This is a genomic window from Pseudoalteromonas sp. MM1 (assembly GCF_030296835.1).
Taxonomy (GTDB): Bacteria; Pseudomonadota; Gammaproteobacteria; order Enterobacterales; family Alteromonadaceae; genus Pseudoalteromonas.
Genome location: NZ_AP027922.1, coordinates 749,966 through 763,459, shown reverse-complemented (window position 1 = coordinate 763,459; position 13,494 = coordinate 749,966). Strand labels below are relative to the sequence as shown.

Annotated in this window: 8 protein-coding genes, 5 tRNA genes and 1 other RNA gene; 2 read left to right on the top strand and 12 right to left on the bottom strand. The window is 40.6% G+C overall.

Features of this window, described 5'->3' with window-relative positions:
• Position 1: 1 nt before the first annotated feature.
• Positions 2–556 (bottom strand): UPF0149 family protein, encoded by a 555-nt coding sequence (locus tag QUE46_RS03415; RefSeq protein WP_004589599.1) that lies wholly within the window; start codon positions 554–556, stop codon positions 2–4.
• Between the two features lie 193 nt (positions 557–749).
• On the opposite strand from QUE46_RS03415, the gene ssrS reads away from it, so the two are divergent.
• Positions 750–933: non-coding RNA, 6S RNA (ssrS, locus tag QUE46_RS03410), on the top strand.
• Positions 934–1,216: 283 nt separating this feature from the next.
• On the opposite strand, the gene QUE46_RS03405 is transcribed toward ssrS, so the two are convergent.
• The 9 genes from QUE46_RS03405 to QUE46_RS03365 form a co-directional block, all read right to left on the bottom strand.
• A complete protein-coding gene (locus QUE46_RS03405) occupies positions 1,217–4,318 on the bottom strand; it encodes an efflux RND transporter permease subunit (protein WP_286246217.1) in 3,102 nt (1,033 codons plus the stop codon).
• The gene (locus tag QUE46_RS03400) at positions 4,315–5,631 is read right to left on the bottom strand and encodes an efflux RND transporter periplasmic adaptor subunit (RefSeq protein WP_286246216.1); all 1,317 of its coding nucleotides are present in this window, start codon (positions 5,629–5,631) and stop codon (positions 4,315–4,317) included. The genes QUE46_RS03405 and QUE46_RS03400 overlap by 4 nt, the downstream gene beginning before the upstream one ends.
• Positions 5,621–7,036, bottom strand: coding sequence for a TolC family protein (locus QUE46_RS03395; protein WP_286246215.1), 1,416 nt, complete (start codon positions 7,034–7,036; stop codon positions 5,621–5,623). Before QUE46_RS03395 ends, QUE46_RS03400 begins: the two co-directional genes overlap by 11 nt.
• A gap of 222 nt (positions 7,037–7,258) precedes the next feature.
• On the bottom strand, positions 7,259–7,891 hold the full coding sequence (locus QUE46_RS03390; RefSeq protein WP_286246214.1) for a putative quinol monooxygenase: 633 nt from the start codon (positions 7,889–7,891) through the stop codon (positions 7,259–7,261).
• 296 nt (positions 7,892–8,187) lie between these two features.
• Positions 8,188–8,263: transfer RNA gene (locus tag QUE46_RS03385), tRNA-Phe, on the bottom strand.
• A gap of 53 nt (positions 8,264–8,316) precedes the next feature.
• A tRNA-Thr gene (locus QUE46_RS03380) sits at positions 8,317–8,392 on the bottom strand.
• 57 nt (positions 8,393–8,449) lie between these two features.
• Positions 8,450–8,525, bottom strand: a tRNA-Phe gene (locus QUE46_RS03375).
• Positions 8,526–8,649: 124 nt separating this feature from the next.
• A tRNA-Thr gene (locus tag QUE46_RS03370) sits at positions 8,650–8,725 on the bottom strand.
• Positions 8,726–8,796: 71 nt separating this feature from the next.
• A tRNA-Phe gene (locus tag QUE46_RS03365) sits at positions 8,797–8,872 on the bottom strand.
• Between the two features lie 338 nt (positions 8,873–9,210).
• Here QUE46_RS03365 and QUE46_RS03360 point away from each other — a divergent pair.
• On the top strand, positions 9,211–11,985 hold the full coding sequence (locus QUE46_RS03360; protein ID WP_286246213.1) for a hybrid sensor histidine kinase/response regulator: 2,775 nt from the start codon (positions 9,211–9,213) through the stop codon (positions 11,983–11,985).
• 51 nt (positions 11,986–12,036) lie between these two features.
• Here the strand turns inward: QUE46_RS03360 and QUE46_RS03355 are convergent, their stop codons facing one another.
• The gene (locus QUE46_RS03355; RefSeq protein ID WP_004587535.1) at positions 12,037–12,309 is read right to left on the bottom strand and encodes an oxidative damage protection protein; all 273 of its coding nucleotides are present in this window, start codon (positions 12,307–12,309) and stop codon (positions 12,037–12,039) included.
• A 33-nt stretch (positions 12,310–12,342) separates the two neighbouring features.
• Positions 12,343–13,404: an A/G-specific adenine glycosylase gene (gene mutY / locus QUE46_RS03350; RefSeq protein WP_286246212.1), complete on the bottom strand. Its 1,062-nt coding sequence runs from the start codon at positions 13,402–13,404 to the stop codon at positions 12,343–12,345.
• Positions 13,405–13,494 lie beyond the last annotated feature (90 nt).

The following is a 13,494-nucleotide window of genomic DNA, read 5'->3' as shown; positions in this document are numbered from 1 at the left end:
ATTAATGTAGTGTTTTTTTAGGTGCTTTTTCTTTGCCAAGTTCGGCAAAACAAAGCAATGCCGACACACGTACATATTCAATTACTTCATGAAGGGCTTGGCTGTCTTCTTCGGTTTCGTCAAACATGGTATCTAGGCGTGTAATTTCGCTAAAATCGCTAATAACTTCTTTTACATCTGCCGATAACTTACCGTAATCTTTTTGTTTTAAACCAAAACCAAGCATAAAACCTGCAACCCATGATACGAGGCCATTAGCTTGATCGATGAGTGTTTCATCATCGCTTGGTAAAAATAAGTCGAACGCAAAAGCTTCATCGTTAAAGCTTGCCACTACTTGCTTGTAAATGGTGCCAAAAAACTGCTTTAGGTCATTGCTAAACGCTTGGCCGTCATTAAATACATCGCTTAATAGGCCTAAGTATTCTTTGTCATCAATACTTAAACCACACGCCAGTAATCCACTAATTACGCCGTGCGCTTCTGCCGGCGATACAAAAATTTCGTTTTTTTCTAAAAGCAGCTGGGCTTTTTGGTAGTCAGGTAAGTCGCTCATGTTTATATCTTCGCTTTGCTAGTTAAGGCAATGCTACCACTCGATAAAAAGCAACTCCAATTAATTGTATGATCCTGCTCAAAAAGTAGCATGATAAGTAAATAGTGAGTTACCAGCGGGCAAAAACTGCTCGAACAGTTCAATTTTTTGCGTTTAGGGTTTAAGGAATGGGTTATGTCTTATATACTGAACTTGTTCCCTGGGGTGCCGGAGTTTGGTTAAGTCCCTGAGCCGATAAATTTTATACCAGGATTTCTGTTCGTCTACTATTGTGCAAGCTCGGCATGTACCGAGAAGCCTACGGTAGACCGCAGCTTTCCGCCCTGAAACCTTCTGGTTTCAGGACTGACGCCGGACACCGCACGCTTGGGGAACACTTTTCTTATTTTTCTATTTTGCATTTTTGGCTACCTCCCTGTTTTTAAATACCCTTTATTACCTTATAAATTTTTAGCAAAAAAAAGCTGCAATTGATATTAATCAACCACAGCTAGTCCTAGAACACATTTCGGTATTTATCTAATACCAATTCGCTTAATAAAGTGATCTATTTTGAGGCTGGAAGAACGTGTTGATAGCCAGGCAAAAAATTCGCTATTTAGTTATTCTAAATGAGAATTTTTTAACGCAGGTAGCGACACGTTTAGCCCCGCAAAATGATTAAGTATTATTGCGGATTGGTATAAACCAACTTTGAAAGCGCTCCATCAGCATATAGTTTACTGGCACCAATATAAGTGTAATAAACGTTGCAAACACAATACCAAACCCTAGGCTTACCGCCATTGGAATTAAAAACTGTGCCTGAGTGGCTTTTTCAAATAATAACGGCATTAAACCAATAAAGGTGGTTAAACTTGTGAGCATTACTGGGCGAAAACGTGCAGCCCCTGCAAGTTTTACAGCATCAATAATCTTGCCGCCTTCGCTGCGTTTTTTATTAATAAAGTCGACCAACACAAGTGAATCGTTAACCACTACACCAATAAGTGCCAACATACCAAGCAAGCTCATAATGGTTAAATCCATCCCCATGATCCAGTGCCCTACTACGGCGCCTATCATGCCAAACGGTATTACGCTCATTACAATTAATGGCTGCATGTACGATTTAAGCGGTATAGCTAATAGTGAATAAATAATAAAAAATACAAATAATAATGCCCAAGCCAGTGAGCCAAATGACTCTCTTTGCTCTTTAGCTTCACCTTCTAGCTTGTAATCAACACCTGGGTATTGTTGCATTAGCTCATCTAAATACTCAGTTAGGTCGGCTTGCAGCGCGGTCATATTGGTATTGCTTTTTTCAATATCGGCGGTCACGTTAAGTGTGCGGTAACGGTCGATGCGGTTTATGGTCGAGGGGCTTTGCCCTGCAATTAATGTAGCTACATGCGAAAGTGGCACCGAACCACCTGTAGGTGTAGTAATCAGTATATTTTGTAAGTCGGCTACAGAGCGACGCTCCTCAATTGGTAAGCGTACCATTACACGTACATCGTCACGCCCGCGTTGAATACGCTGAACTTGCGAGCCAAAAAATGAGTTACGTACTTGGTTAGCTACATCAACACGGTTTAAACCTAAAGTAAAGCCTTGTTCGGTAAGCTCTATTTGCAACTCTTCTTTACCATCCGACATGCTATCGGCAATATCAAATACAGTTGGGTACGTACTTAAACGTGTTTTAACGCTCTGCGCTACTTTTTGTAAGGTACTTAATGAAGTACCACTTAATTGTACATCTATAGGATCTGAACTGCGTCCAATTTCAGCTCTAAAAGTTAAGCTTTCGGTCCCTGGAATAATACCGATTAAATCACGCCACTCACTCACCAACTCGCGCGAACCAATGTCTGAATCGCGGCTCTCTGCAGGGGTAATCTCAAACCGAACGCTGCCAGAATTAGACACGCCGCCGCGCCCACCTGTGGAGGCGAGTATATTTAATATTACGCTTTCACCGGTGTCTTCATCGCGGTATTTGTCTTGCAATAGCTGCGCTTTTTGCGACATGTCCATGACATACTTGTTAGTCACTTCAAATGGTGTACCTGTTGGCAAGGTTAAAGTAACCCGTACAGTTTCGCTTGGAATACGCGGAAAAAACACAAACTTAGTCCAACCACTAGTGATTAAAGTTAAAATTATAAAAAATACACCTACAAACAAACTTACTGTGGCTAATTTATAACGTAAACCAATTGATAAAATAGGTTGGTAGTACTTTAAAATAGCGTTTTCAAATCCGTCTGCAAAACGCTGTTGGAGCACTTCAAGCTTTGATGATTTTGTTTTTTGGTTTCGTAACTTTATATATTTTAAATGAGCTGGTAGTACAAACTTAGACTCAATTAACGAGAACAGTAATACCGGAATAACCACCACCGGAATTTGTGCAAACAAGGCACCCCGTGCGCCTTCAATAAACGCTAAAGGTAAAAAGGCGGCTACGGTTGTTAGTACGCCAAAGGTAACCGGCGTTGCTACTTCTTGCGTGCCTAAAATGGCAGCTTGTTCGCCCGATTCAGCAGTTTTTAAATGAGTATAAACGTTTTCCCCCGTTACTATGGCGTCGTCCACTACAATACCTAACACTAAAATAAAGCCAAATAAGCTCATTATATTTAGAGTTACACCAAAAATAGGCATCGCAATAAATGCGCCCATAAACGAAACCGGAATACCAATAAACACCCAAAATGCGATGGCTGGGCGTAAAAATAAAGTAAGTAGTGCTAACACTAAAATGCCCCCTTGTAACGCACTACTGGTTAAGGTTGCTATACGGCTTTTTACTACTTGTGAGTCGTCATCCCAGTAACTTAGTGCAAAACCTTGCGGGAGCGAGCTTTGGTGCTCCTCTATGTAATTTTTAACATCGTCTGCTACGTCAATCGCGCTTTGTGGGCCTATACGGTATACATCAATAAAGGCGGCTTGTTTACCGTTAAAACGTGTGCGAACAGGGGTCTCTTCAAAATCATCATTAATGCTTGCTATATCACCTAAGCGTATTACTGTACCGTCGCTTTGGTTTTTAACCACAATATTGGCAAATTCATCTTTGCGGTAAGCTTGGCCTTTTGAGCTGATAAGAACATCGCCACCTTCGGTTTTTAAATTACCGGCCGATATATCAGAGCTCGACTTAGCAATAGCAGTGGATATTTGCGCTAGGGTTAAATTATATTGGCGTAAGGTGTCTTGGCTTACTTCTATGGCAAGTTCGTAATCGCGTACACCACTTAGTTCAACCTGCGTTACATTAGGTAGGCGTAAAATATCATCGCGTACTTGCTCAGCATACTCTAACGTTTCTTTTTCACCGTAATCGCTCGATACGGTAACGGCTATTACTTCGCGTTTTCGCTCGGCAAGTGCCACTATGGGCTTTTCAGCATCGGCTGGGAAAGTGTTTATAGCATCTACACGGCTTTTTATATCGGCTAGTAATTCGCGCGGGTCGTAACCACTTTCAACTTCTATGGTCACCGACGCAGAGCCTTCAGATGAGCGGCTAGATATTTGCTCTATCCCCTCAAGGTCTTGCACAGCTTCCTCTATTCGAATGGTTACCCCTTGCTCTACATCCTCTGGGGTTGAGCCACGCAAAGTAACGCTTACACTTATGCGGTCAGTTTCAAACGATGGAAACACCTCAAGCGGTATTTGAGTCGATAAACTAAATAAACCCGATAACAGTAAAGTGACGAGTAATAAGTTTGCCGCTACGTGGTTTTTTGTAAACCAAGCGATCATGACTTATCTCCTTTTGCAGCGCGGCGTTTTTGTATTAGCTCTTCAACACTAATCCCCATTTCTTGTGCTTTTTTCTCAAGTTGCTCACGCGATGGGCGCTTACCTTTGCCTGCCCCATTTGGACCTTTTGCTCGCATATTTTGCGTATCGGTTTCGCCTAAAACACTTACTGCTGTGCCTGAGCTTACTTGCCCAAGCGGTGTAATAACTAGCTTATCGCCTGCATTAAGGCCTGTTTTGATCATAGCTTGAGTGGCATTTTGCCAAGCAAGTGTAATGTTTTTGCGTTTTAATAACCCCTCTTCAACCACATACACGTAACTGCCTTGGTAAATTGTACTATTAGGGATTATTAGCGCATTTGGCACTGTTTTACCGCTAATTTGCGCAGTAATGTATTGGCCAATTTTAATTGGGTACTGGTTATTTGCTGTGGCTTTGTAAGGGTCATTTATTTGCGCAACAATGTATAATTGCTGTGCACCTTCATCGATGGCGCCTTCAGTGCGTATTATTTGCCCCTGCCATGTTTGCTCGCCAACCAAGTCAGATTTAAACTTAACAAGTGAGCCAGCTTGGTTTTTACTGCCATCTCTGTATTGCTCTGGCAAATTAATATATGAAAGGTCTTTATTTTTAATTGGTAAGCGCACTTCCACGCTGTCTATGGCATAAATAGTTGCAAGTTCCGTGTTTTCGCTTACCACTTGGCCAAGGTCTACATTACGGCTAAGTACACGCCCCGCGTAAGGTGCGGTAATTTTTGTGCGCTCTAAATCAAGCTGTGCTTTTTCAAGTGCGGCTTGTGCTGAAAGTACTTGTGCTTGTGCAGCCGCTAATTGGGGTTCGCGAAGTACTAAGCTACTCGCTTGCGATGAGCCACCTAAACGCTTCCAATCAGTAATAGCTTGTTGGCCACGGGCTTTTTCTTCTAATAAGCTTTGCTCTGCAGTCAGTAATGCTGCCTGCGCCGATTTAACCTCTGCTTGATGATCCCTATCATCTAGTTGCAGAAGTACATCGCCTTTTTCAAAAAAACCACCCTCTCTAAAGTCATCACTCACTTTATTAATTTGCCCAGATGCTTGAGCAACTAACAAACTTTGAGTACGCGGCTTTACCGTGCCATAGCTATCAATAAAAATTAAGTAATCTTGTGGCTCAATCTTTTTTACCGACACGCTCACCGTGGCTTTAGGCGGTGAGCCAAAACGTTTTGCTTCAGGCGGGTTACCCTTAATAAACATAACAATTAAAATGGTGGCCACCACCACTACGGCTGGGATTAAAAGTTTTGCTGATTTAGTTTTCATCGTTATTGCTCTTAGGTTCGCTTGTTGGGGCGTTAAAATCGCCGCCAAGGGCAACGTATAGGTTTATTCGGTTAGCAATTAGCTGGTTTTTTGTTTCAATGAGTGAGCTTTGCGCATCAAAAGAGCGCGACTGGGCATCCAGCACTGTAGTGTATGTTACTAAGCCGCTTTGGTATTGCTCAAACGACAGTTGCTCCGCTGCAAGGGCGTTTTCTTGCGCCTCTAATGTGCTTTTATAACTGGCTTGCAAAGATTGCTGCTGAGTAATTGCGTTTTCAACATCGCTAAATGCATCGTATAAGGTATCTAAATATGCTTGCTCTTGTTTTTGTGCATTTAAGCGTGCTATTTCTTCATTTGCTTTTAGCTGGCCACCATTAAATATTGGCGCAGAAATATTGCCTAATAAGGACCACGCTAAGCTTGATGGCGAAAATAAATCGCTCACTCTATCGGTGCTATCACTCACGCTTGCTGATAAATTTAAACTAGGGAAACGCTGTTTATGCGCATAGGCTAGGCCTGCATCGCTCGCTAATAACTGATACCAGCTTGCACGCAGTTGAGGCTTGCGGGTTATAAGCTCTGAGGGAATACCAGTATTAATTGGCGCAAGAAAAACAGGCAGTTCAACCTCTGCTGATATATCGCCCTTGGGGTAGCCGCCTAATAAGCGCTCTAAAGAACGCGATGCGCTTACAAGCGTAGCTTGTTGATTGGCAATACGCGTACGCTCGTTATTAAGCTCATTACGGGCTAAATATACATCGAGTGCTTCATTAATACCTTGGCGGTAGCCCGATTCAATAATGTCTAAGTTTTGCTGCGCGTTTTCTTCTCGGCGTTTATATAAATCAAGTAGCTGCTGGGCGGTTACTAAGTCAAACCAGCCGGTAACAACATCGGCCACCAATTGCTGCTTAGCTTGCTCAAAACTAGCTTGTTCCGCCAAGTAGTTTAGGTTGGCTTGGCGTTTAGCATCAGATAACTTACCCCACACATCTACTTCATAGCTTAGCTCTAAAGTGACAGAGCTGGCATTATCATAACTTACAGGTCTATTGTCTTTACTGCGCCTAGTTTGCGCAGATAAATCAAGATCGGGCCAAAGCGCAGAGCCTGAAATTATTAATTGCTGCTTTTGTATTTGTACATCGTAGGCACTTTGCAACAAGGCCTGATTATTATTAAGTGCCTTATTAACAAGGTTTTCAATGTAAGGGTTTTCTAAGGTTTGCAGCCATTGCTGATCTACTGCAAGTGCATTTTGTGCTAAACCATGTTGCCATGTCGCTGCAATGTCGCTGGGTGCTTGCTCGCGCTGCTGAGGGTTTAGCGTACCCGCACAGCCGCTCAACAATACCAAGCTAAGAGCCAATAAAGTTGGCTTAGTTTGCCAAATCATAGTTAACCTAAATTACTGCCATTTATGAATGTAATTCAAGCACTTTGGCAAATTTTGCTCAACTTACTTTACATAACATTACATACGTTGCGATGAATTAACATAATAGTCAGTTATTATAAAAACCGGCAGGGAATTTGAAGGGTATTTATACAAAAAAGCAAATAGCGTGTAATACACTATTTGCTAAATGGGGTAAGTAATGCTGTTAAACACAAGCCTTTAAATTTCTTTAACGAAGCTCATGTATTGCTGCATATCGCCAACAACTGCTTGTGCTAGTAATTCGCTTGTTTCGACTGCGTACGGCTGTTTAAAGTGAATATCCCACAACGCAGATTCACTGCGCCAATGTTCATAAACAACTAATGTATCGTCGTTATTTTCAATACTATATAAATCAAACACTAAGTTACCCGGCTCTTGGCTGCGCGTTTGCTCTACATGCGTTGCAAAACGTTCTATTACTTTATTTTTAAAGCTTGGCTTAATCTTAAAAATAAAAAACACAATACATATATCGTCTTCAGGGTTAATAACTTTTGTATTACGCTCATGCAGCGGAGCTGGCACTGTATTTTCAAGCAGCATGACCTCTGGCGCCGATTGACTAATTTCAGGCAGCGCATTTAATAACGTTTGTGTGTAATCTTGTGCGCCATGGTAATCAACCGCATTTTGATCTTCAAAACGCTCATAAGCAAAAAAGACGCCTGGCTCGTTTTTATCTTGATATAAACGCATCTCTAACAACCCAGACTCAGATTTAGCGCCTTGCTTATCTACTTCTAGAAGGGCTTTAAATTGTGCGATGTGCTCGTCTTTAATATCAAACTTAACAATTTGCGTGATCATAATTAGCTCCAGCTTTAAATTACTTATACCAATACGCTTAATTAAGTGATCTATTTTGCGGATTAGTATTATTTAGGCTAAAAGTGCCCTGCATTTTATTACTAAAATCAATCATATTGATGAGTAAATAAATGGAGTGAGTAATAACAGCACCCAACCTTTTGATGAGGTAATTATGCGCATGCAATGAAGGGAGAAAAAGAGAGGATATACCCAATTAATATGGACTTTTTTGTCCATAATAAATTTTAAGCAAAAAAAAAGCCCTGCATGTGTATGCAGGGCTTTAATATAAATGGTGCCTCGACCCGGAATCGAACCAGGGACACGAGGATTTTCAATCCTCTGCTCTACCAACTGAGCTATCGAGGCACTTAAGCAGTGCCAGCTAAAGGCTATATATTCAAACCTTTAACTAAAATAAATGGTGCCGACTAACCGAGTCGAACGGTTGACCTACTGATTACAAGTCAGTTGCTCTACCAGCTGAGCTAAGTCGGCACACTAAAGCGTGTGCTAAGGCACGTTCAATTTTAAAGATTGAGAACTTAAATTGAATGGTGCCTCGACCCGGAATCGAACCAGGGACACGAGGATTTTCAATCCTCTGCTCTACCAACTGAGCTATCGAGGCACTTAAACTGTGCGATTAAATGTTTAAAACATTTAATTTAAATAAATGGTGCCGACTAACCGAGTCGACGGGTAACTTGAACAGACTACTGATTACAGTTCCCTTTTCAAATTACTAAAATAAATGGTGCCGACTAACCGAGTCGAACGGTTGACCTACTGATTACAAGTCAGTTGCTCTACCAGCTGAGCTAAGTCGGCACACTAAACTGTGTGCTAAGGCACGCGTAATAACGTTTAAACTGTTAATTAAACACTACTACTTTAATAAATGGTGCCTCGACCCGGAATCGAACCAGGGACACGAGGATTTTCAATCCTCTGCTCTACCAACTGAGCTATCGAGGCACTTAAACAGTGCTAATTAAAAGCCTTTAAAGACTTTTAATGCAATTCCCACTCATCCGTTTGGACTGAGCTATCTGGGCGTGCGGCGTATTAAACGAGTTTTGCCCTTACAAGTCAACTTTTTTTTTACTCTTTATAACTGTTTGAACGGTTTTCAAACAACAAAGCGTACTTTTATATATTAATGTTTATTTATCCAACAAAAATTTACGAAAAACCTTAGTTTAATCAATTAAACCAGACTAAAAACGTAGTGAATTATTTTACGTAAATGGTACGATTACTATGAAAATACGGTAAGGGCTTATCGTAATAACAAATACCAACGGGAACAATCAATGCAGAGTAAATTCTCTTCGCCGGTAAAAGGCTTACTGCCGCTTTTTTTAATTATTAATATTGCAGTAACAGCGCTTGCTATTGTTGCCTTCGCGTTTTATTCGCAAAATACACAACCTGCACCAGCAGCCAAACAAAAAGTAAGTATTACACAGCTTGCTCAACAGCTTGATTTACCAATGGTAGATGCACTTACTATGTATGGGCAAGGTAAAGTTCGCCAACTACTTGAGTTAACCTCAGTGTTAGATGATGAGTTTGAATATACGCTCTATCGCTTTAATGCTACCTCAGAAACCCAACTTGTATATAGCAGCACTAAACCCGCTATTGAGTCTAAAAAAATAAATGAGCATTTAACTGAGCAAGGCGTATTACACCATATATTGCTATTAAACGATCAACCTATTGGCGAACTAATCATAAAACAGCAATTACCAGCACCGCCATTAACGCAGCAAGACTCACAAGTAATAGCCTATATTATTGCAATTGTAAGCGTATTTGCCTTGTTTGCATTAGCCCTACTATTTAATACCTATATTAATACTCGCTTACGTAAAAGTAGCCATTTATTAAATGAAGAACTTCAAGCGATTACCGAAAATGGTAATTACGAGAGTAAAGTAAGTGAAAAACTGGACTTAGGTTTATCGGGCGTGGCTAAAAACATTAATCTGCTGCTTAATAAAGTTAACTCAGTAATGTCTGAAAAAGAGTCTGCGCAAAAAGAACTTCAAAAATTACAAACAGGCCTTGAGAGCGAAGTACAGCAAAGAACTGTTGCATTAGAGCAAGCTACGTTAAAGGCGCAGCGCGCTAGCGAAACTAAAACGACCTTTTTAGCCACCATGAGCCATGAGATCCGCACGCCTATGAACGGCGTTATTGGCACTATAGATTTACTAAGACAAACCGAGCTTGATGGGGCTCAGCACCGCTTAAGTACCATTATCCGTGAGTCAGCGTTTTCATTATTGAGTATTTTGGATGATATTTTAGACTTTTCAAAAATTGAAGCGGGTAAGCTAAATATTGACCCGACACCTTTTTCGGTCACAGATACGATTGAAGAGGTCGCTCGCGTGCTTTCATCTGTTGCTAAAAAGCGCCAATTAGACTTAGAGCTTTCTATTGCACCCGATATTCCAACTAATCTAACCGGTGACACAATACGAGTTCGCCAAGTACTGTATAACCTTTGCAGTAATGCAATTAAGTTCACTAGTACTGATGACAAACGCCAAGGACACGTAAAAATATCGGTAGAAGTAGCCCATAATACGGCGGATCATTTTACCTTACGTTTTTGCGTAACCGATAACGGGAAGGGTATGACCCAAGCGCAACTGCGAGAAATATTTAACCCGTTTGTACAAGCCGAAAACTCAATTACCCGTGAATACGGTGGTACTGGTTTAGGGCTTTCTATTTGTAAAAGTTTAACAGAGCTGATGCTTGGTACGATTAATGTAACTAGCCATGCAGGCATTGGAAGTGAGTTTACTGTTGAGCTGCCATTTGGGACCTCAGGAAAAATTAAATACGCACATAAAAATGCGCTCAATGGTAAACATGTAGTGGTAGTGAGCAATCATTTAGAGCGCGAAAAAGCAATGTACCGCTATTTATCGTTTATGGGCGCTAAAATTACCTACGTGCACAACCAGCAAGAAATAGAAGCACAACAAGAGCAGCACGACATTATATGGGTTGTCGATGGCATAGATGATATGGAAAAAGTTAACTCTTTACTACGTCGCCTAATTTACTCACTTGAAGATAATAATCAACAAGTAGTGGTACTAAGTAAGCTTGATGAAGCCGCAATAAACCATAAAAATGTGTTTTATATTAATGCCTCACCGCTTTGTAAATCTAACTTCATGATGTCGATATTGGTAGCTGCAGGTTTGCATCAACCTAAGCAAATTAAAAAAACTAAAACATTAAACAATTATTTAAATGTTGAACAAGCTCGCGATGCGAATAAACTGATTTTATTAGTAGAAGATAACCTACTCAACCAGCAAGTTTTAACTGATCAGCTGCATATATTAGGTTATGGCGTTGAAGTAGCCAATAATGGTGAGGAAGGGTTAGATATGTGGCGTAAAAACAATTACTCGCTAATATTAACCGACTTGCACATGCCTAAAATGTCAGGCTACGACATGGTTGAAAAAATTCGTGATGAAGCCGAATTATTAGATTCTATAGACGCACAACCTTATATTATTGCGGTTACAGCCAATGCGCTCAAAGGTGAAAAAGAGCGTTGCTTGGCTGTAGGTATTAACGACTTTATCACTAAGCCTATAGAACTAAATGCATTAGAAGATACCTTAAAGCGTTGGTACAACAAGCACAATAAAGACCAAGCCGTTGTCATTCATCAAAAGCCTGCCATGCCCATTAATATGGATGCGGTATCAACTTATGTAAACGGCGATGAAGCCAAGCAAATACGCTTTTTCAAAATGTTTTTAGAGCAAAGCCAAAGCCTTATAAAAAGTATCAATTCCGGCGTTATGGTTAATGACAGAGATGAGATCAGTGATGCCTGCCATCAGCTTAAGTCAATTTCTAAAACAATTGGTGCAGAAGCCGTTGCTCAATGTGCAGAAGAGTTTGAGGAAAAGTGTAAAAACGCAGAGCTCGATACTGATGAGTTAATCGCACAAAGAGATGCGCTTGAAATTGAATACTCTAAAGCCGCACAGTTTTTAAAAGAGCAAGTGCGATCAGCAAGCACTGATGAAGAAACGCTATAAAATATAGCTATAAAAAAAGGGCTATACAGCCCTTTTTTTATATTTGCAGTTTTATTTTTCTGGAGGTCGATAACCTTCAATTTCTACGTCTTTGTCTTCAAACAAAAAGCCAACCATCTGCTCTTCTAAAAACGTACGGTGCTCTGGGTCCATCATATTTAAATGCTTTTCGTTAATTAGCATAGTTTGCTTATGCTGCCACTGGCCCCATGCTTCTTTAGAAATATTATTAAAAATTTTCTCGCCTAGTTCACCAGGGTATAACTGAAATCCAAGCCCTTCGGCTTCTTTTTGTAACTTTTGACAAAATACTGTACGTGCCATAATTGACTCTCTTAAGCGCTAAATGCTAACAGTTTAACCTATTGGGCTCATTTGTTTAACCAACTTTTTAGTCGGTGCGGCTAAACCCACCTCTATAGATTGATCGAGTGGGTACCAGATAAGTTGTTTATCATTTACTACATCCGGTATGGCGTTAATATTAAGCACATGTGGATTTATTGTTAGCTCAAAATGCGAAAACACATGAGTAAAAGGCATTAACTCTTCCAGCTCGGCTGTTAGACCTTGCTGATTTAAAAATAACACCATTTCGCTGTATTCGTTAAACTCAAAAAAGCCAAACAGACCGCCCCAAATACCGCTACTTGGGCGTTTTTCCATTAACACTTTCTCGTCATGTTGAATAATCAACTGATGACAACTTTTTTTAGGCACCGATTTTTTAGGTTTAGAATGTGGAAACTCTTTTACCTTTCCAGCATTAAACGCACCGCAATCGCTATTAAGTGGGCACGCTTGGCAGTCAAACCGACTGCGCGAGCAAACGCTGGCTCCCAAATCCATCATGGCTTGGTTAAATTCCGTCACATTGTTTTTAGGGGTTAACTGGGTAGATAAATGCCAAAGTTGGTTTTCTACTTTTTTTACCCCATACCACCCTTCAACCATAAAATAACGAGCAAGCACTCGCTTAACATTACCATCTAAAATAGGGTGGTGCTGACCAAGCGACAGTGATAATACAGCACCTGCTGTAGAGCGCCCTATTCCCGGTAAATCCATGACTTCTTCAAGTGTCGTGGGAAATTCGCCTTGGTACTTATCTCGCACTATTTTAGCTGTTTTATGTAAGTTACGTGCTCGAGCGTAATAACCTAAGCCGGTCCAATGGTGCAGTACTAAATCTTCATCTGCATTTGCTAAAGCAATAATATCTGGGAAACTTGCCATAAACTTTTCAAAGTATGGAATAACCGTAACAACTTGCGTTTGTTGTAACATTACTTCCGACACCCACACTTTATAAGGTGTTTTAGCTAACTGCCAAGGAAGGGTTTTACGCCCATGAAGGTGATACCAGTCAACTACTTGGTTAGCAAATTTGTCTGACTGGGGTTTATTTAAATCCAACATATACTACTTTTACTCATGCTCAATAGCGGCTCAGTCTATTGCAGTTAATAAAAAGATCAAGCGATGAAGGCGCTATAACACGCTAATACT